A 19,062-nucleotide genomic window follows, 5' to 3' on the forward strand; every position below is an offset into this window, starting at 1 on the left:
CTTCGACGGGAGCCGGTTTTGGCGGTTTCCCGCATATCCGTCCCTCGATTTCTGTCGACATCCCATATCAGGCATATCTACACATAAAGGGCAGATAAGAGCACAATGAAGACGCGGCTTGATGCCGCAAACGCGGTCAGACGTGCAGGACGCCAGAAGGAGGCGAGTCGTATGGCCGACGTCTCTCACCGTCCCGGTGATATCGCGGGGCACCCCGACGCGTCGGAGATGCGGGACCGCTACGCCCGTATGCTGCAGACCCGAGGAGTCGCGGCGGTCGAGGAACTCGTGATCCTCGCAGGAGTCTGGGCGGCGATCTCCGCCTACACGGTCCACTTCTCCGCCGCCGCGCCGGCACTCGCCATCACCAACCTGGTCGTCGGCATCGCCCTCGCGGTCCTCGGCCTGTGCATGTCGATGGCCCCGGAGCGGTCCCAGGACCTGAACTTCGTCGTGCTGCTCATGGGAGTGTGGCTCATCGTCGCGCCCTGGGTCGTCACCCGGCACCCGGACACGGGAATGATCGTCAGCAATGTCATCACGGGCGCGTGCGTCTGCCTGTTCTCCCTGACGGCCGGCGGACTGCTCATGAGCAAGAGAAGGACGTGACACGCAGGACGAGGACGTGACGCATCGATCCTCTCCCCCTGAACGGCGGCGCCTCCCCCAGGAGGTGCCGCCGTTCACCGTGGAGGGGGAGGCGGCACCGCCGTGCACCGCACTCGCGCCGTTCCGGCCACTGACGGATCGGCGCGTTGGACCGCCCCGCCCTGTGCAGGATGGCGCAGGACCGCTGCCCGGGACCCCGCCTAGCCTCGCCGCAACAGCACGAACGAGGGGCGGTACCACCGGTGAACTGGCACATCCACGACTACCGCGAGAGCGATCTCGCCGCCGTCGTCCATCTGATCGACACCACCGCCGAGCTCGGGCAGGAGTCCGTCTTCTCGCTCGCCGAGTGCATCGGCGCCCTCACCAGCCGCCAGCCCGCCGTGGTCGCCGTGCACCAGGGCGCCCCCATCGGGGCGGCGCTCGCCTGCGTCTCCGGCGAGCGGGCCTGGGTCATGCGGATCGCGATCTCCTCGGCCTGGCGGGGCCGCGGCCTCGCCAGCGCCCTGCTCGTGGAGTTGGAGCGGCGGCTCGTCGCGGCCCGCGTCGGGCGCATCGCGTACGTCCTGCCGGAGGAGGAGCTCCTCGGCGAGGGCCTGCTGAACGCCGGGTACACGCGCCAGCCGGCCGTCGCGTACTTCGAGAAGGTCGAGCCGCTGCACGGCCCCGCCGCCGGGCTCCTCGACGACCTGGGCGGCCGGCTGCTCCCGGGCGACCTGTGGGCGAAGGTCGCCGGCATGGAGCGGGAGAAGGACCTGATCGAGCGCCGGGTGGTGCTGCCGCTGGCCGAGCCGGAGCGGGCCACCCGGCACGGGGTGCGGCCGCCGCGCGCGGTCTGCCTGTTCGGCCCGCCCGGCACCGGGAAGACCACGTTCGCGCGGGGCATCGCCTCCCGGCTCGGCTGGCCCTTCGTGGAGATCCTGCCGTCCCGCCTCGCCGACGAGGGGAACCTCGCCGCCGCCCTGCGGTCCGCGTTCGCGCGGATCGCCGAGCTGGAGCGGGTCCTCGTCTTCATCGACGAGGTCGAGGAGATCGCCCCGGTCCGCTCGGAGCCCGCCCAGCCCGGCGGGATGCACGGGGTGACGAACGAACTCCTGAAGCTGATACCGGGCTTCCGGGAGCGGGACGAGCGGCTGCTCGTCTGCGCGACCAACTCGATCCGCTCCCTCGACCCGGCGTTCCTGCGCCCCGGCCGCTTCGACTACCTCATCCCCATCGGTACGCCGGACAAGGCGGCGCGGGCGGCGATCTGGTCCCGCTACACCGACGGGCGGACGGACGTCGACATCGACGAACTGGTCCTCGCGAGCGAGCTGTTCACGCCCGCCGACATCGAGCACGCGGCCCGGATCGCCGCCCAGGCCTCCTTCGAGCGTGACCTCGTCTCGGTCGGCGGGCGCGGCGGCGACGATCCGGCGCCCGGGGCGAGCACGGCCGACTACCTGGAGGCCATCGCCGAGTGCCGGCCGACGGTCACACCGGCGATGATCGAGCAGTTCGCCTCGGACATCACGACGCACGCCCGGACCTGAGGGCGGACTCCCCTCCGGCCGCGTCCAGTTCGGACCGGTCGGGGGGCAGGGCGCCGGCCCGGGAGACGGTGACGGCCGCCGCCGCGCCCGCCCTGCGCAGCAGCTCCGCGAGCTCGTCGGCGCCGAGCCCGCCGAGGGCGTCCCGCCCCCGTCCGGCGAGGGCGTCGAGGACGGCCGACATGAAGGAGTCGCCCGCGCCGACGGTGTCGACGACGGCGACCGGCGGGGCGACGGCCGTGACCGTCTCCCGCCCGGTGAGGGCGAGCGACCCCGCCGCGCCCCGGGTGACCAGGACGAGGGCCGGGCCGAGGCGCAGCCAGCGGGCGGCGACGGACTCGGCGGACTCCCCCGGATACAGCCAGGCCAGGTCCTCGTCGCTCGCCTTCACCAGGTCGCTGAGCGCGACGCAGCGCTCGACGCGGGCGACGGCCGCACCGTGCTCCCCCATGAGCGCGGGCCGCACGTTGGGGTCGTAGCTGACCGTGGCCCGGTCGCGGAGCCGCTCGGCCTCGGCGAGGACGGTGGCGGCGCCGGGGGCGGTGACGGCGGCGACGGAGCCGATGTGCACATGGCCGGGCCGTGCGGCCGGAAGCTCCCCCGCCTCCAGGGTCCAGGCGATGTCGAAGGTGTACGTGGCCCCGCCGTGCGCGTCGAGCCCGACGATCGCCGACGGGGTGCGTGCGGGGACGCCGCCGGTCTCCACCCGTACGCCCGCTCCCTTCAGGTGGTCCGCGATCAGCCGCCCGGTGGGGTCGTCGGCGAGCTGGGTGAGCAGGGTGACGTCCCGGCCGAGGCGGGCGAGGCCGTAGGCGACGTTGGCGGGACTGCCGCCCGGGTGGATCCGTTCGGTGCCGTCGGCGTCGCGCACGATGTCGGCGACGCACTCGCCGATCACCAGGAAGGACATGGGTCAGAGCTCCTTGGCGTAGGTGTCCTGGTAGCCTGCCCGGCCGCCGAAGACGTTCAGGCCGACGTGGCCGTCGGTGTGGGTGGCCGCCGGTTCGGTGAGGTCGATGATCCGCTCCCCGTCCAGGAAGACCTGGACGCGGGTGCCCTGGTGGACGATCCGCAGATCGTACGTGGCGCCGTGCCGTACGAGGGCGGGGACCTTGGCGAGGGCGGCCGCGTCGTCGAAGGAGCCGCCGCGCCGGACGACGAGGCGGACGGCCCGGAGGTCGGGGTCGACGTTGAGGACGTACCCGTCGGCGCCGTCGGCGGAGGCCCGCCAGATCAGGGAGGCGGCGCCCCGGGTGCCGTCGGGGCCGCCGAGCCGGAGCAGGGTGGTGAGTTCGAGGTCGGCGAAGCGGCGGGTGGACATCGCGTCGCTGTCGCGGTCGAAGACCCCGGTGTGCCCGGCGCCGGTGGCCTCCCAGCGCCCGGCGGGGACGGTGGTGAGGGTGCCGAGGTCCGTGCGGAACTCCCCCGGCGGCGGGAGCGGGGGCAGGGCCGGGAGCGTCTCGCTCAGACGGCAGGTGGAGGCGAGCCGGTGGACGGCGAGCTCGGTGATCCGGACGGTGCCCCCCTCGGCGGTGAAGGCGATCCCGTCGGCGTCGGGGTCGGGCAGGACCAGGCTGGTGACGACGGCCTCGCCCGCGCCGCCGAAGACCTCCACGGAGGAGGAGTCGACGAGGATCCGCAGCCGGACCGTACGGCTGCCGTCGGGGGCCCGGACGGCGGCGAGCGGGGCCTCGGTACGACCCGCGAAGTACCGGGTGAAGTCGGTGCGTCCGGAGGCGGCGCGGTCGACGGAGAGGCGTTCGCGGACGGCGTCGTAGCCGACGAGGACGGCCTGCCCGCCCTTGGCCCGCAGACGGAAGGCGCAGCTGGTCGCGGCGCCGGTCGGCGGCAGCACGAGCTCGGCCTCCAGGTCGTACGTGGTGCCGGTCAGGCCCGCGCAGGGGTCGGGCGCGCCGGGTCCGGCCGTGAGGTCCCTCCGTAGCGTCGTGTCCGTGCGCAGGGAGGCCAGTTCGGCGACGGGCCGCTGGCACAGGACGGGACCGTCCGGTCCGTCGGCGAGGGCGAGTTCGCGGGGAAGGGAGTGCTGGCCGTTCCACGGACGGGTGGGCGCGCTGAACGGGTAGTCCCAGTTGGTGGTCCAGCCGAGCCAGACGCGCCGGGCGTCGGGGAGGTCGGCGAAGGTGATCGCCGCGTAGAAGTCGCGTCCGTGGTCGCTGCGCGGCGCCGGGCCGGGGGCCTGGTGGGCGGTGAAGGCGGTGCCGTTCCAGTCTCCGGTGAGGCACCGGGCGGTGGAGCCGTCGGTGGCGCGGACGGCGCCGGTGCTGAAGGTGAGGACCCAGACCGTACGGGCCGGGTCGCCGTCGACAGGGAGCGGGAAGAGGTCGGGGCACTCCCACACCCCGCCGCCGGCCACCCAGTCCCCGTAGCCGAACGAGCTGGTGTGCGTCCAGTGGAGGAGGTCCCGGGAGGTGAAGAAGCGCACGTGGTCGCCGCCGGACACCACCATGACCCACTGGCCGCGGGCCTCGTCCCGGACCACCTTCGGGTCGCGGAAGTCCCAGCCGCCGTCCGGGCCGCCGGGGTTGCCGATCAGTGGCTCGGGACCGCCGTACGGCTGCCAGGAGCGGCCCCGGTCGGTGCTGTAGGCGGCGCGCACCGCCTGGTTCCCGCCGATCCTGTCCGGGTGGTAGCTCGTGTGGTACGCGATCAGGCCGGATCCGCCGCCGAACAGACCGGAGGCGTCGCCGAGATCGGCGACAGCGCAGCCGGACCAGCGGTGGCCGTACTCGTTCCAGTCGAGGGCGGTCGGCAGCGCCCGCCAGTGCAGGAGGTCGGTGGAGACGGCGTGCGCCCAGCGGCCTTCGGCCTGGTGGAAGAGGTGGTACTCCCCCTCGAAGTGGACGAGGCCGTTGGGGTCGCTGCCCGGTCCGGTGCGCGGCGAGTGGTGGACGGCGGGGCGGTACGGCTCGGTGTAGTGCTCGCGGACGTCGGCGGCGTACACGTCCCGGAAGTACGCGGTGCCGCCGGCCGCGACGAGGCCGACGGTGTCGCCGGAGGCGGCGGCCGGGGCGCGCAGGGCTTCCACCCCGTCCACGGAGGCGCTGAACTCGCCGCCGATGAGGTGGACTTCGATGCGGTACGGAGTTCCCGCGCGGATCGGACGTACGGACGGCTGCGCGGTGGCGAGGACGGCGCGGCTCGTGTGGTCGAGGAGCCGTATCGAGCCGGTCGCGGTGTCCAGGAGGAGCTGGTGTCCGCGCACGAGGAGGCCGGCGGCGCTCGCCCCGGCGAGCTGCACGTCGGCGGAGACGACGAGGCCGGGGCCGTCCGGGGCGGGGGCGGTGCGCAGCCCGTCGTCGCCGCGCAGGCCCTTGAGGTCACGGGTCCAGGTGCCGGAGAGGGTGGTGGCGCCCGGGAGTTCGGCGGGCGGTCCGGCGGCGGTGACGTTCTCGAAGGACACCCGTCCGTTGTAGGCGAGGAGTCCGGGGCGGCCGGAGAGGTGCGGGGCGGGCGCCGGGTCCTCGGTGTCGATGACGGGGGCGTAGCCGTCGGGGCGGAGGAAGTCGCTCTGCCAGTGGACGCGCAGGCGGCGTCCCTCGGCCTCGACGCGCAGGCGGTGGACGGTGCCGGGCGTGATCGGGGTGGTGTGCGTGGCGAGGGTGACGTCGCCGTCCACGCGGTAGAGGCGGAGGCGGCCCAGGTTGGGGTCGGCCTCCACCGCGTAGCCCCGGGTGCCGGTGGAGTCGGCGCGGACGAGGAGGGCGGCGACGGCGTACGGGTCGTGGACCAGGACGTCCGCCTGGACGGAGGTGTCGTACGCCTCCTCGGCGGCGATCGTCCGGATGTTGGCGCCCTCGGGCGCGGCGCCGGTGAGGCCCAGCGGGGTCGGGGTCCAGGTGCCGGTGCTCGTCCAGCCGCCGAGGTCGGTGGTGACGGTCCAGGTCCGGGGCGGTCCGAAGCTGACCGTGCCGCCGTCGGCGAGGAGGCCGACGTGGCCCGCGGTGTGGCGGTGGTCGACGGCGGTGAGGACCTGGACGCCGTCGACGTGGACGGTGAGCGCGGGCCCGTCGACGGTGACGTCGAGGACCTCGCCGGGACCGTTGCCGCCGGAGGCGAGGGTGGTGCCGCTCGCCAGATCGACCAGCTCCACCTGTCCGTTCGCGGGTTCCAGGAGGACGGCGTAGCCGGTGGAGCCGTCGGGCGCGGCCCGCAGGACGAGCCCGCCCCGGGCGTGCGGGGTGCCCGGATCGGCCGTGATCCGGACGGAGCACCCGGCGCGGACGCCGATCCGGTGCTCGGACACGGCGAGCGCGGTCCCGGAGGCGGCGGAGGCGCGCTGCCCGCCGTCCGGGGTGCGCTGCCAACTCCCCCGGTACGGAAGGGGGTCGGGGAGCGGCGAGGTGACGGCCTCGGGCAGGGCCGCGGTCCGGCGGCGGCGCGCGGGGGCGGCCTCGGCGGTGCGGGGTGCGGCGAGGGCGGGCAGGAGGGCGAGCCCGCCGGCCTGGAGCAGGGTGCGGCGGCGGAAGGGGAGTTCGGGGATACGCATGGGGGCCTCCTCGGCGGTGGGGTGGCGCCTGTACGAAGGGGAGGGTCCGGTGCCGGGCGCGGGGCCCGGCACCGGCGAAGGGGGCACGGCCGGACGGGTGGAGGAGTCACGGCCGAACGGGTGGAAGGGGCACGGCCGACGCGGGCGCGGGACCGGGAGGGCGGTCACGGCCAGAGCGGGCGCGGGGCCGGGAGGGCGGTCACGGCCAGAGCGGGCGCGGGGCCGGGAGGGCGGTCACGGCCAGAGCGGGCGCGGGGACGTCTCGATCGGGGCCATGTGCCAGGCGTCGAGGCGGGCGACGGTCGCGCGGCCGGTGGCGGTGAGCGAGACGCCGGTCGCCTCGGCGGGGCGGGTCGGGTAGACGCGGGCGGCCAGGGCGCGGCCGTTGGCGAAGACCTCCAGGGCCGAGTGGTCGACGAGGACGCGGAGTTCGACCGTACCGTCAGGGCCGAAGGGCAGGTCGCCGTGGCGGGGCGAGGTGTCGACGTCCGGGTCGAGGCTGCTCGCCCCACGGTGGAGGCGCAGGGTGCCCGAGGTGCCTGCGGGGTCGCGGGTGATCTCGACGACGGTCCGCTCGGCGCCGTCCGGGGTCTCCCGTACCCCGAGCCGTACCGTGGCGCCCGGGGCGAGGCGGACCGTCGCCTCCAGGTCGAGCTGGTCGCCGCGGATCGCGTCCAGGTCGCCGTCCCCCTCGAAGGGGCCGATGTGCACGTGGTCGCGGCGCAGCCGCGTCAGCTCCGGCACGGGGGCCTGGTCGAGGGCGCCGTCGGGGCCGAGGGTGACGAGGCGCGGCAGGGACATGACCCCGGACCAGCCGGCGCGGGCGGTGGCCTCCTCGCCGCGGCCCTCCTGGAGCCAGCCGAACATGACGCGGCGGCCGTGCGCGTCGCGCGTCGACTGGGGCGCGTAGAAGTGGTTCTGCCCGTAGTCGAGGCGGTGCAGGGCGCTCGGTTCGAAGCGGTCGCCCTCGTACCGGCCCGTCCAGTAGAGGGGGTGGTGGGTGGTGCCCTCGTCCCAGGCGGAGAAGGCGAGGACGTCGGTGCCGTCCACCCGGAAGAGGTCGACGCACTCCCACATGGTGCCGGTCCAGTCGGGGTCGGCGGCGGTGCCGTGGCTCGCTTCGCCGGTCAGGAGCGGGCCCACGTACCGCCAGTCGCGCAGGTCGTGGGACTCGTACAGGAGGGCCGTGCCGCCCTCGCCGCGGATGCCGGAGCCGACGAGCTGGCGCCAGACGTCCCCTTCCCTCCAGACGCAGTGGTCGCGGTACGCGGTGACGTCGACGCCCTCCGGCGGCGCGGCGATCACCGGGTTGGCGGGGTCCTTCGTCCAGTGCCGCAGGTCGGGGCTGCCGGTGGCGACGCAGGGCAGTTCGCGGTCGCCGTGCCGGCCCGAGTAGACGAGGGTGGGCACTCCCCCGTCGTCGACGAGGACGCCGGACCAGCAGCCGTCGCGGTCGGGGCCGGTGGTGCCGGGGACGAGGGCGACGGGTTCGTCGGTCCAGGTGACGAGGTCGGTGGAGGTGGCGTGGCCCCAGTGGATGCGGTGGTGGGCGGGGGCGAGCGGGTTGTACTGGTAGAAGAGGTGGTAGACGCCGTCCCAGTGGCTGAGCCCGTTGGGGTCGTTGAGCCAGCCGCCGGGGGACGTGAAGTGGAAGCGGGGCCGGTGCGGGTCGCGGAAGGCCCGCTCGGCGAGGCCCTCTTCGACAGTGGCGGCGATCAGGTCGTGTGTCATGCGGCGGTTTTCTCGGCTTCCGGGGAGGCGTCGTCGGCGGGCTGGAACACGCGGTGGGCGATCTCGTGGGCGGGCGCGTAGAGGTGGCAGCGCACCCAGTGCGGCTGCCCTCCGTCCTCGCCGACGGTGTGGCGTACGGGGGTGGTGGTGCTGCAGGTGCCGTCGTCGTAAGGGCAGGACTCGGGGTTCAGGACGGCGGCCCGCAGCCCGGCGCGCTCGGCCTTGTCGTAGCCGGTGCGGCGCGTCGGGTCGGGCACGGCGGAGAGCAGCAGCCGGGTGTACGGGTGGGCGGGGGCGTCCATGACGGCGAGCGCGTCGCCGCCCTCGACGAGTTCGCCGGCGAACATGACGGCGGTGGTGTCGGCGAGGTAGCGGGCGGAGCCCAGGTCGTGGGTGATGTACAGCATGGACAGGCCGCGTTCGTCGCGCAGCCGGCGCATCAGGTTGAGGACGCCGACCCGGACGGAGACGTCGAGCATGGAGGTCGGTTCGTCGGCGAGGAGGACGTCGGGTCCGACGGCCAGGGCGCGGGCGATGGCGACGCGCTGGCGCTGTCCGCCGGAGAGTTCGTGCGGGTGGGAGTCGAGCATGTCGGCCGTCAGGCCGACCTCCTCCATGAGGGCGGCGAGCCGTCCCCGGTCGGCCGGGTGGCCGTGGAGGACGAGGGCGCGGACGAGGAAGTGCTCGATGCGGTGGACGGGGTTGAGGGAGCCGAAGGGGTCCTGGAACACCATCTGGACCTTGCCCCGGTACGTACGGGAGGCGCGGCGGCGCTCGGTGCGGAGCACGTCCTCGCCGTCGAGGAGGATCTGCCCGGAGGTGGGTCGTTCGAGGCGGGCGAGGCAGCGGGCGAGGGTGGACTTGCCGCTGCCGGACTCGCCGACGAGGGCGGTGACGCGGCCGGGGGCGAGGTCGAGGTCGACGCCGTTCACGGCGCGGACGCGGCGGCGGGAGAAGACGGTGCCGACCGGGAAGTCCTTGGTGAGCCCGCGGATCTGGAGGAGGGTCATGCGGCGGTGCCTCCGGTGAGGGCGGCCCAGCGGCCGGGGGCCACCTGGCGCAGGTCCGGGATGTTCGTGGAGCAGTCGGCGCGGTCGTCGGGGCAGCGGACGTGGAAGCCGCAGCTGTCGGCGGTGCGCGGGGCGTCGAAGAGGCCGGTGAGTTCCCGGCGCGGTCCGGTGAGCGGCGGGAAGGCGTTCATCAGCGCTTCGGTGTACGGGTGGAGGGGCCGCGCGAACAGCTCCTCGGCGTCGGCGAGTTCGACGATCCGGCCGCCGTACATGACGCCCATGCGGTCCGACAGCTCGACCATCAGGGACATGTCGTGGGTGATGAAGAGGACGGAGAAGCCGAGCGCCTGCTGGAGTTCGCGGATCTGGGCCATGATCTCCTGCTGGACGACGACGTCGAGCGCGGTGGTCGGCTCGTCCATGATGAGCAGGGTCGGCTTGAGGGCGACGGCCATGGCGATGACGACGCGCTGGCGCATGCCGCCGGAGAGCTGGTGCGGATAGGCCTTCAGCCGGTCGGGCGAGATGCCGACGAGGTCGAGGAGTGCGGCGGAGCGGTCGCGGGCGGCCCTCTTCCTCAGCTTCTCGTGGGTGGTGAAGATGTCGCCGATCTGTTCGCCGACGGTGAGGACCGGGTTGAGGGAGTTCATCGCGGACTGGAAGACCATGGCGATCTCCCGCCAGCGGAAGGCGCGCAGTTCGCGGGCGTCCATGGCGAGGACGTCGCGGCCCCGGAAGGTGATCGAGCCGGCGGTGATCTCGGCGGGGTCCTTGAGGAGCCGCATGACGGCGTTGGCGACGGTCGACTTGCCGCAGCCGGACTCGCCGGCGAGTCCGAAGATCTCTCCGGCTCCGATGGTGAAGGACACGTCGTCGGCGCCGACGACGCTGCGGCCGTCGCCGCGGTATTCGACCCGCAGGCCCTGGACGTCGAGGACGTTCACTTCTTCCCCTTCCGGCGGGCGCGCAGTCGCGGGTTGGTGATCTCGTCGACCGCGTAGTTGACGAGGGCGAGCGCGAAGGCGACGAGCGCGACGCACAGGCCGGAGGGGACGAACGCCCACCAGGCCCCGGTCATCAGGGCGCCGTCGTTGCCCGCCCAGTAGAGGTTGGTGCCCCAGCTGACGACGGAGGCGTCGCCGAGGCCGAGGAACTCCAGGCCGGCCTGGGCGCCGATGCCGAAGATGACGCAGCCGAGCAGGGTGGTCATGACCACGGACGCCATGTTGGGGAGGATCTCCCGGAACATGATCCGCAGCGGTCGCTCGCCGGTGACGACGGCGGCGGCGACGAAGTCCTTGCCCCGGATGGAGGTGGCCTGGGCGCGCAGCACGCGGGCCGATCCCGCCCAGCCGGTGACGGTGAGGACGAGGACGACGGTGGTGGTGCCGGGCGGCAGGAACGCGGCGAGGATGACGAGCAGCGGCAGGCCCGGCAGCAGCAGGAAGACGTTGGTGACGAGGGTCAGCAGGTCGTCGACGAGCTTGCCGAGGTAGGCGGAGGCGAGCCCGACGAGCAGCGCGACGAGGGTGGCGGCGATGCCGACGGTGAAGCCGACGAGCATCGAGCTGCGGGTGCCCCACAGGGTGAGGGCGAGGACGTCCTGGCCCTTGGCGGTGGTGCCGAGCCAGTGGCCGGCGGAGGGCGGGGTGGCGCCGAGGTCGGTGATGAGCGACGGGTCGCCCGGTGCGAGGACGGGGGCGAGCGCGCCGAGGAGTGCGAAGACGGCGAGCAGGAGGAGTCCCGCGCGGGCCTTGCGGTCGGCGAGCAGCCGGCGCCCGAGGCCCTGGCGGGCGGGGCGCGCGGTGCCCGGCGAACGGGGCGGCACGTCGTGGGACACGGCTGTGCCGGTGTCGGGGGTGTCGAGGACGGACATGGTGGATTCCCTCCTCAGCGGACGCGGACGCGCGGGTCGAGGCGGACGTGGATGAGGTCGACGACGAAGTTGGCGAGCAGGACGGCCGCCGTGATGGTGAGGAAGATGCCCTGCATCAGCGGGTAGTCGAGGGCCTGTACGGAGGCGAGGAGCTGGTAGCCGATGCCGGGGTAGGCGAAGACGACCTCGGTGAGGAGGGCGCCGCCGACCATGAAGCCGAGGGCCATGCCGAAGTTGGTGACGGACGGCAGCAGGGCGTTGCGGGCGGCGTACCGGAACATGATCCGGGCGGGGCTCAGTCCCTTCGCCTCGGCCATGGTGATGTAGTCCTCGGCGGCGGTGGCGATCATGGTGTTGCGCATGCCGAGCATCCAGCCGCCGATCGAGACGAGCACGATGGTGAGGGCCGGGAGCACCAGGTGGGTGGCGACGTTCCCGAGGAACGCGGTGTCGAAGGCGGGTTCGAGCCCGACGTCGTACGCGTGCCGGAGCGGGAACCAGCCGAGGGTGACGCCGAAGAGGTACAGCGCGCCCATCGCCAGCCAGAAGTACGGGAACGAGCCGACGAAGATCAGCAGCGGCGGCAGCGCGGAGTCGAGGATCCCGCCCCGGCGCCAGGCGGCGAGGACGCCGAGGAGGTTGCCGACGAGGGCGGCGACGAGCAGGGCGGTGAGGCCGAGGAGCAGCGTCCAGCCGATCTGGGAGCCGATGACCTCGGAGACCGGGGTCGGGAAGCGTGAGATGGAGATGCCGAGGTCGCCGGTGGCGACGCTGTGGAGGTAGTCGACGTACTGGCGCCACAGCGGGCGGTCGTCGAGACCGAAGAGTTTCTGCAGCTGGGCGATCTGATCGGGCTGCATCGTCCCCTGGGCCTGGGCGAACATCCGGGAGACGGGGTCTCCGGGCATGAAGCGCGGCAGCAGGAAATTGAGGGTGACGGAGGCCCAGAAGGCGATCAGGTAGAACCCCAGGTTGCGCAGGACGAGACGCACTGCTCTTCTCCCTGTCGGGTGTTTCGGGGTGCGGGGCCCCGGCGGCGCGCGCCGGGGCCTGGGGCGGAACTAGCCCTTGACGGGCCGGAGGGAGGTGAGCACGAGGACGGTGGTCACGGACCGGTTGGAGAGGGTCGCGTACGGGTGGTCCTCCGTCGGCCAGCCGGTGAACCGGGCGTCGGTGTACGCGCCCCACTCGGGTCCGGGGAAGAGCGGGACGACGGGGGCGTCGGCGGCGAACAGCTTCTGGAGCTCGCCCGCCCTGGCCCGCTGGGTCTTCGGGTCGGTGGTGGCGGCGAAGGCGTCGATGAGCTTGTCGGCCTTCGGGTCGCCGAAGCGGTGGTAGTTCTCGGTGGCCTTCTCGCCGACGGGCTTGACCTGGGTGGTGGCCATGGCGCCGCGGTAGAACTCGTACGGTGTGGCGCCGTTGTTGCTCCACACGATGCCGCTGTCGAAGGTGCCCGTCTCGTACGAGGAGACGACGGCGGACCAGTCCGGGGACTTCACGGTGGCGGTGACGCCGACCTCGGCGAGGTTCTGCTTGATGATGTTGGCGACCGAGATCCAGTCGGAGGAGGCGGAGCCGACGGAGATGTCGAGGGTGAGCGGCTTGCCGTTCTTCTGGGTGCGCCTGCCGTCGGCGCCGAGCTCGTACCCGGCGGCGTCGAGGGCCCGGGCGGCGGCCTTGGTGTCGTACGTGGTCCAGTCGCAGGCGGCGGTGACGGTCTTGTCGCGCCAGGTGTCGTAGGCGTTCGACAGGCCGGTGCAGTCGGCGGGGGCGCTGTAGCCGTTCATGGCGACCTTGGCGATCTTGGCGCGGTCGACGGCCCGGCTGAGCGCCTTGCGCAGGGCGGGGTCGTCGAAGGGCGCCTTGGCCGTGTTCAGCTGCCAGTTGATCATCGCGCCGGTGGTGGGGAACCAGTAGTGGTTCGTCTTCGGGTTCTTCGCGACGAAGGACTTCTGGATGTCGGGGACGAACGCCTGCGTCCAGTCGACCTCGCCGTTGGTGAAGGCGAGGTTGGCGCTGTCGTTGCCGGAGAAGGCGAGCAGGCGTATGCCGGCGATCCGCTGCTTGTCGGGCTGCCAGTACGAGGGGTTCTTGCGCAGCTCGTAGGACTGGCTCTGGAAGTGCTCGACCTGCGTGTACGGGCCGGTGCCGACGGGGGTGGCGTTGGTGTCCTTGGCCGGGTCGGCGATCTTCGACCAGATGTGCTTCGGGACGATGTAGTGCCCGCCGATCTCGTAGAGGGACGGCGAGAACGGTTTGGTGAGGTGGAACGTGACCTTCTGCGGCGTGTCGGCGGTGACCTCGTCCAGGTACTCGAATCCGCCGAGCAGCTTCTTCTGGAGCTCGAAGGTGTGGACGACGTCCTCGGCGGCGAAGGGCTTGCCGTCGGACCACTTCACGCCCTCGCGGAGGGTGAAGGTGACGGACTTCCCGTCGGGCGCCTGGGTCCACGCGGTGGCGAGCCAGGGGGTGTCCTTGCCGTCGGCCGGGTTGTGGACCATCAGCGGTTCGTAGACCGCCTCCTTGGTCAGGGGCGCGGCCTTCGGGGAGAAGGGGTTGAAGTTCCGCGTGAAGGTGCCCATGTCCTCGCGGGGAATGGTGAGGAGCTGGTTGCCGGAGGTGTCTCCGGCGCCGGCCGCTCCCGCGCCGCCGGAGCAGCCGGTCAGGAGCAGGGCGGTCGCCGCGGCGCCCGCCACGAGGGCGGGGCGGAGCCCCCGCGGCGCTCGGCCGCGGGCAGGGGAGGGTGTCATAATGGTGGCTCTTTCCTCTCTTCAACACACCGGACGAAGACGGGACGGAAGAACTCGGCGGATCTGATTCGCGGTCAGACCGACGAGCGTTCGAGCAGCGGGCAGTCGACCATCACCCGAGGGGTGTCGAGCGGCTGTCCCGCTGCGAGAGCGGCGAGCATGTCCACGCCCTTGGCGCCCATGGCCTCGAACGGCAGGGCGAGCGTGGTCAGTTTGGGCCGCAGATAGGCGGCGATGAGTTCCTGGTTGTCGTAGCCCACCACGGCCACGTCGTCCGGGATCCGCAGCCCGCGTTCCTTGATGGCGTCGTACGCGCCCATCGCCATCCGGTCGTTGCCGCAGAAGAGCGCGGTCGGCCGGTCGGCGCGGTCGAGCAGTTCGCAGGCGGCGGTGTATCCGCCGTCGGCGGTCGCGTGGCCGGAGACGACCAGCGACGGGTCCAGCGGCAGACCGGCCTCGCGCAGCGCCCGCTCGTACCCCTCGCGCCGGCCGAGGGCGGCGGGGATGTCGGGGTCGAGGTTGATGAACCCGATGCGCTCGTGGCCGGCCTCGACCAGTCGGCGGGCGGCGCGGTGGCCGCCGCCGATCTCGTCGGGGACGACGGAGGGCAGTTCGCCCTCGGCGTCGTAGCAGTTGACGAGGACGGTGGGGACCTCGCGGGCCGCCTTGGGGAGGGTGACCGCCCGGTGCCAGGTCGTGGCGTAGAGCAGTCCCTCGACCCGCTGTTCGAGGAGCTTGTCGAGGGCGGCGGCCTCCTGGGCCCGGTCCCCCTCGCTCGCGGCGATCAGCAGGAACTTGCGGTCGAGCCAGGCGCGGTCCTGGGCGCCCTTGATGACGTCGACGGCGAAGGGCGCGGTGACGATCTCGGTGATCAGCCCGTACCACTCGCTGCGCTGGGCGGCGAGGGCGCGGGCGCCCGCGTTGGGACGGTAGCCGAGCTCGTCGATCGCGGCCAGGATGCGCCGCCTGGTCTCGTCCGGGATGGCCGCGCCGGGGCGGTCGTTCAGGACGAAGGAGACGGCCGTGCGCGAGACCCCCGCCCGCCGGGCGACATCGCTCATGGTGACGCTACGAGGACCACCGGCCGCCATGTCGCTTCCCCCTGCCTTTGCCGCGTCTCTAGGTTACGCGCTTTAGTAACGCGCGTTAGTGCGACGTTGCACGCAAGTTACGGCCGCCTTCCGGCCACTGTCAATATCTTGGTCACCGAGGACGTCCGACGGTGGGGAAGAGGTGCCCGGTGGAGACGGTCGAGGGGCTCGCGGTCATGGCGTTCGACGGCGGGGAGGAGCTGGAGACCTGGCTGGAAAAGCACCACGGGGACACCCCGGGCATCTGGCTGCTGCTGGGCAGGAAGGGCTCGGACGTGCCCTCCCCCAGCGCGGAGGAGATCCTCGACGGCACGCTCGCGTACGGCTGGATCACCGGCAAGCGCATGGCCCGCGACGAGCGGAGCTACCTCCAGAAGATCACCCCGCGCCGGCCCCGCAGCCTCTGGTCCCAGGTCAACGTGCGCCAGGTCGAGGCACTGACCGCCGCCGGACGGATGCGGGAGCCGGGCCTCGCCGAGGTGCGGGCGGCGCAGGCGGACGGACGCTGGGAGGCCGCGTACCCCTCCCAGAAGGACGCGACCGTGCCGGACGACCTGGCGGCGGCCCTGGCGGCACGGCCGGGGGCGGCGGAGGCCTTCGAGGCCCTCGGCAGGACCGACCGCTACCTGGTGATCCTCAGCCTCTGGCAGGCCCGCACCGCGAAGACGCGGACGGCACGGCTCGAACGGGCGGTGGCGGCGCTGGCGGCGGGGGAACGGCCGGGGTAAAGGCCCTCAGCGTCGCCGGCGGCGGGGGAACGGTCGAGCTGAGGGCCGTCACCGTCTCCAGCGGCGGGGAACGACCGAACCGAGGGCCGTCACCATCTCCAGCGGCGGGGAACGACCGAACCGAGGGCCGTCACCGTCGTCGGCGGCGGGGAACGACCGAACCGAGGGCCGTCACCGTCGTCGGCGGTACAGCACCTGGTGGGCGTCCCATTCGACGAAGGACTCGGCGTGGTCCAGGCCGACGGCCTCCAGGAGCCGGCGGGAGCGGTGGTTAGCCTCCTGGGTGACCGCGACCACGCTCGGCGCGGTCTCCAGCGCCCGTGCCACGGCCGCGCCGACGGCCTCGCGCGCGTATCCCCGCCCCCAGTGCTCGGGCAGGAACTGGTACGAGACCTCCGTCTCGCCGCCCCGCCCGGCCTCCTCCACCGTGACGAGCCCGAGGAGGACACCGTCCTCGGCCCGGACCACCGCGTGGAAACCGGGCGCCCCGACGATCCGCCGCTGCCGGATCCGGATGACCGAGTCGATGACGGGACCGCCGAGGTGGCGCCGTACCTCGGGGTCGGTCCACAGTCGGGTCACGGCCGGCAGGTCGCCGCTCCGGACGGGCCGCAGCACCAGCCGCTCGGTGCCGAGCGGGCCGGCGGACGGGGCGGGGGGCGGGGAGACGGTCACAGCTCCGATCATCTCAGGACCGGACCGGAACGCGGGGCCGGGTCAGCGGCGCTCCGGGACGTCGCCGCGGATGACGGGGACGAGGCTGCGCAGGGCGAGTCCCGCGGCGACCAGCGTGGTCGCCGCGACGACGAGGCACAGCACGGCGATCGGGGACATCCCGCCGCCTGTGGCGGCCAGGCCCGCGCCTCCGCCACCTACCGCGCCCGCTCCGATGGGCTTGCCGTACATGGGGTGATCCTTCCGTTGGTGGGGGTGGGCTCAGGTGGCGACCCAGCGCTCCTGGCGGCGCAGGACGAGGTCGATCAGCGACCGGGCGAACACCAGCTGCCGGAACACGTCGTACAGGAGCTCCGGCACGAGCGGGAGGGCGAGCAGCACGGCCCGGCGTCCCGCCCGGCGGACGGTCAGGGTGCGTTCGAGGACGAAGATCAGCGTGATCGCCCCCCAGAACAGCGAGAAGCCCTGCCAGCCGGCGGTGGCCAGGACGAGGACGGTGGCGGTGGCGAACAGGGCGAGCGCGAGGCCGCCGATGCCGAGCATCAGCTGCTGTCCGAAGTACGGCAGGGTGACGCGGGTCAGTCCGTAGTCGCGCAGGTTCTCCAGGGCGCCGCGCTGCCAGCGCATGCGCTGGTGCCAGAGCTTGGGGAGGGTCGGCATGACCTCGGTGACGAGCCAGCAGCCGTCGGGCGAGACGGTCCGGTGGCCGAGGGTCTTGACGGCCTTGGTGATCTCGTCGTCCTCGGTGAGCGAGGCCAGGCTGTAGTAGCCGTCCCCGCCGCCGATCCTGCCCGCCCTGCGGGCGTCCCGGACCTCGCGCAGGACGCTCGTGCGGAAGACCGTGCCGGTGCCGGTCAGGACGGTGGCCTTGTTGCCCTTGCGGTGGATCTCCAGCGCGTACCGCTCGTACTCCATCCGCTGGAGCAGTCCGAGGAGTCCGCCGCCCTCCTCCCCGAAGAAGATGCCGCCGACGGCGCCGACGGCCGCGTCCTCGTCGAGGGCGTCCACGGCGCAGGCGACGAAGCGCGGGTTGAGGACGGTGTCGGCGTCCTGGACGAGGAGCAGCGCGTCGTCGGGAAGCTCGTCGAGGAGCGCGGGGAGGGCCTGGTTGAGCGCCCCCGCCTTCTTGTCCCGGTTCGCGGACGTCACGAAGACCTCGGCGCCGCAGCGCTCGGCGATCTCCGCCGTGAGGTCGGTGCAGTTGTCGGCGACGACGACGATCCGGTCGGGCCGGACGGTCTGCCGGTAGAGGCCGGCGAGGGTGGCGACGATGCCGTGCTGTTCGTTGTGCGCCGGTACGACCGCGACCAGTTCCACCGCCGTTTCCTTCCGTCCGTTCCGGATGTCCTGGAACGACGGTGCCGTGGCGCGGTTGCGGGGCGGGTGCGCGGTGGGTGCGGCCTGGTTGCGGGGTGTCGACGGAGGACGTTCGGCGGGTCCGGAGGGACTTCCGTCCCGTCCGGGCGCGGGCCGTGGGTCGGCGGGCCGGCAGGTCAGTCGACGCGGTGGTAGCGGTATCCCACGCCGCGGACGGTGGCGATGCCCGTACGGCCCCCGGTGGCCTCGGCGATCTTGCGGCGCAGCCTCAGCACCGCGTACTTCACGCGCCGCGCGTCGGCGTTCTCGTTCTCGCCCCACACCTCGCCGAGCAGCCACCCGTGGCCGAGGACCTGCTCGGGGCGGGCGACGAACGCGGCGAGCAGGTCGAACTCCAGCGGCGTGAGGTCGAGCGGGGTGCCGTCGGCGCGGGCCACGCGCGTGGCCCGGTCGACGACGATGCCCCGTGGCCCGGCCGGGCCGGGCGCGCCGTTCCCCGGAGCCCCGGACGACGGCAGCAGGCGCCGGAACCGGGCGGCGACCCGGGGCAGCCCCTGTTCGCGGGAGATGCCGTACGTCAGGTAGTCGTCCGCCCCGGAGCGGTAGGCGCGGGCCGCGTCGACCTCGATGTAGACGGGGGCGACGACGACGATCGGCATGACGTCGGCCCGGTCCCGCAGGTCCTGGAGGAGCCCCCAGGGATCGCAGCGGGGCAGTTCGAGGCTGAGCACCACCCCTTGCGGCTCGTGCTCCCGCAGCGCCTGCCGCGTGGCGGGACCGTCCACGGTCTGCCGCACCTCGTGCCCCTGCTCGCGCAACATGCCGCCGACCACGTCGACGACGCGGGTGTCCGTCAGGGCGAAGAGGATGAGGGGCCGGGCGGGCCTGCTCCGCTCCGGAACGACAGAGGGTGACATATCTGGACAATAAGCCGACCGCGGTCTTCGTGACACTCGTCGTTCCGGAGGGAGAGCGACCGACCGGGACCGGGCCGGTCAGCCCAGCGCGGCCTGCCGGGCGGTCAGAGCGGCCTTGACCGGCTCCCAGTCCGGGGTCGTCGGCGCGAAGGGCTCCTTCGCCGTGGCGATGCCCTTGTAGCCGCTGGAGGTGACCAGGCGCACCACCGGGCCGTCGGTCTCGCGCGGCCCGTGGGCACGGAGGCCGGCGAGAACGGCGGCGGAGGAGGTCTCGCACCAGATCCCCCTGGGCCGCCAACTCGGCACGTGCGGCGGCCATCTG

Annotated in this window: 17 protein-coding genes; 3 read left to right on the top strand and 14 right to left on the bottom strand. The window is 73.2% G+C overall.

The annotated features are described in order from the left end of the window. Positions 1–171: 171 nt before the first annotated feature. Both ACH4TP_RS23840 and ACH4TP_RS23845 read left to right on the top strand, forming a co-directional pair. The gene (locus tag ACH4TP_RS23840; protein ID WP_389225618.1) at positions 172–609 is read left to right on the top strand and encodes an SPW repeat protein; all 438 of its coding nucleotides are present in this window, start codon (positions 172–174) and stop codon (positions 607–609) included. 242 nt (positions 610–851) lie between these two features. After that, positions 852–2,141, top strand: a complete 1,290-nt coding sequence (locus ACH4TP_RS23845; protein ID WP_398184811.1) for an ATP-binding protein — start codon at positions 852–854, stop codon at positions 2,139–2,141. Here the strand turns inward: ACH4TP_RS23845 and ACH4TP_RS23850 are convergent. The 9 genes from ACH4TP_RS23850 to ACH4TP_RS23890 all read right to left on the bottom strand — a co-directional run bounded on the left by ACH4TP_RS23850 (position 2,119) and on the right by ACH4TP_RS23890 (position 15,073). After that, entirely contained in the window at positions 2,119–3,048 is a 930-nt protein-coding gene (locus ACH4TP_RS23850) for a carbohydrate kinase (RefSeq protein WP_398439061.1), read from the bottom strand. The two genes, ACH4TP_RS23845 and ACH4TP_RS23850, sit on opposite strands and share 23 nt — an antisense overlap. Before the next feature lie 3 nt (positions 3,049–3,051). Beyond that, on the bottom strand, positions 3,052–6,645 hold the full coding sequence (locus tag ACH4TP_RS23855) for a glycoside hydrolase family 32 protein (protein WP_398439062.1): 3,594 nt from the start codon (positions 6,643–6,645) through the stop codon (positions 3,052–3,054). Between the two features lie 234 nt (positions 6,646–6,879). After that, positions 6,880–8,376 carry a glycoside hydrolase family 32 protein gene (locus tag ACH4TP_RS23860; protein WP_398439063.1) on the bottom strand — a complete coding sequence of 499 codons (1,497 nt, stop codon included), beginning with the start codon at positions 8,374–8,376 and terminating at the stop codon, positions 6,880–6,882. Beyond that, positions 8,373–9,386, bottom strand: coding sequence for an ABC transporter ATP-binding protein (locus ACH4TP_RS23865; protein ID WP_398439065.1), 1,014 nt, complete (start codon positions 9,384–9,386; stop codon positions 8,373–8,375). The genes ACH4TP_RS23860 and ACH4TP_RS23865 overlap by 4 nt, the downstream gene beginning before the upstream one ends. Then, positions 9,383–10,330 (bottom strand): ABC transporter ATP-binding protein, encoded by a 948-nt coding sequence (locus tag ACH4TP_RS23870; protein ID WP_398439066.1) that lies wholly within the window; start codon positions 10,328–10,330, stop codon positions 9,383–9,385. The genes ACH4TP_RS23865 and ACH4TP_RS23870 overlap by 4 nt, the downstream gene beginning before the upstream one ends. Next, entirely contained in the window at positions 10,327–11,262 is a 936-nt protein-coding gene (locus ACH4TP_RS23875; RefSeq protein ID WP_398184793.1) for an ABC transporter permease, read from the bottom strand. The genes ACH4TP_RS23870 and ACH4TP_RS23875 overlap by 4 nt, the downstream gene beginning before the upstream one ends. 14 nt (positions 11,263–11,276) lie before the next feature. Beyond that, the gene (locus ACH4TP_RS23880; RefSeq protein WP_362650764.1) at positions 11,277–12,254 is read right to left on the bottom strand and encodes an ABC transporter permease; all 978 of its coding nucleotides are present in this window, start codon (positions 12,252–12,254) and stop codon (positions 11,277–11,279) included. A gap of 69 nt (positions 12,255–12,323) precedes the next feature. Beyond that, a complete protein-coding gene (locus ACH4TP_RS23885) occupies positions 12,324–14,012 on the bottom strand; it encodes an ABC transporter substrate-binding protein (RefSeq protein WP_398439067.1) in 1,689 nt (562 codons plus the stop codon). 74 nt (positions 14,013–14,086) lie between these two features. After that, the gene (locus tag ACH4TP_RS23890; protein ID WP_389012718.1) at positions 14,087–15,073 is read right to left on the bottom strand and encodes a LacI family DNA-binding transcriptional regulator; all 987 of its coding nucleotides are present in this window, start codon (positions 15,071–15,073) and stop codon (positions 14,087–14,089) included. Positions 15,074–15,279: 206 nt separating this feature from the next. Here ACH4TP_RS23890 and ACH4TP_RS23895 point away from each other — a divergent pair, with 206 nt between their 5' ends. Beyond that, complete coding sequence (locus ACH4TP_RS23895) at positions 15,280–15,831, top strand: YdeI family protein (protein WP_389226442.1); 552 nt, start codon at positions 15,280–15,282, stop codon at positions 15,829–15,831. Positions 15,832–16,002: 171 nt separating this feature from the next. On the opposite strand, the gene ACH4TP_RS23900 is transcribed toward ACH4TP_RS23895, so the two are convergent. The 5 genes from ACH4TP_RS23900 to ACH4TP_RS23920 all read right to left on the bottom strand — a co-directional run bounded on the left by ACH4TP_RS23900 (position 16,003) and on the right by ACH4TP_RS23920 (position 19,046). Beyond that, positions 16,003–16,518 carry a GNAT family N-acetyltransferase gene (locus ACH4TP_RS23900; RefSeq protein WP_398184783.1) on the bottom strand — a complete coding sequence of 172 codons (516 nt, stop codon included), beginning with the start codon at positions 16,516–16,518 and terminating at the stop codon, positions 16,003–16,005. A gap of 30 nt (positions 16,519–16,548) precedes the next feature. Next, positions 16,549–16,737, bottom strand: a complete 189-nt coding sequence (locus ACH4TP_RS23905; RefSeq protein WP_388856350.1) for a hypothetical protein — start codon at positions 16,735–16,737, stop codon at positions 16,549–16,551. A gap of 30 nt (positions 16,738–16,767) precedes the next feature. Next, a complete protein-coding gene (locus ACH4TP_RS23910; RefSeq protein ID WP_389225652.1) occupies positions 16,768–17,823 on the bottom strand; it encodes a glycosyltransferase in 1,056 nt (351 codons plus the stop codon). Positions 17,824–17,999: 176 nt separating this feature from the next. Then, the gene (locus ACH4TP_RS23915) at positions 18,000–18,740 is read right to left on the bottom strand and encodes a response regulator transcription factor (protein ID WP_398184779.1); all 741 of its coding nucleotides are present in this window, start codon (positions 18,738–18,740) and stop codon (positions 18,000–18,002) included. 78 nt (positions 18,741–18,818) lie between these two features. Beyond that, a complete protein-coding gene (locus ACH4TP_RS23920) occupies positions 18,819–19,046 on the bottom strand; it encodes a hypothetical protein (protein ID WP_398439068.1) in 228 nt (75 codons plus the stop codon). Positions 19,047–19,062 lie beyond the last annotated feature (16 nt).

Origin of the sequence: Streptomyces sp. NPDC021012, assembly GCF_044333355.1 — a bacterium.
Lineage (GTDB): Bacteria > Actinomycetota > Actinomycetes > Streptomycetales > Streptomycetaceae > Streptomyces.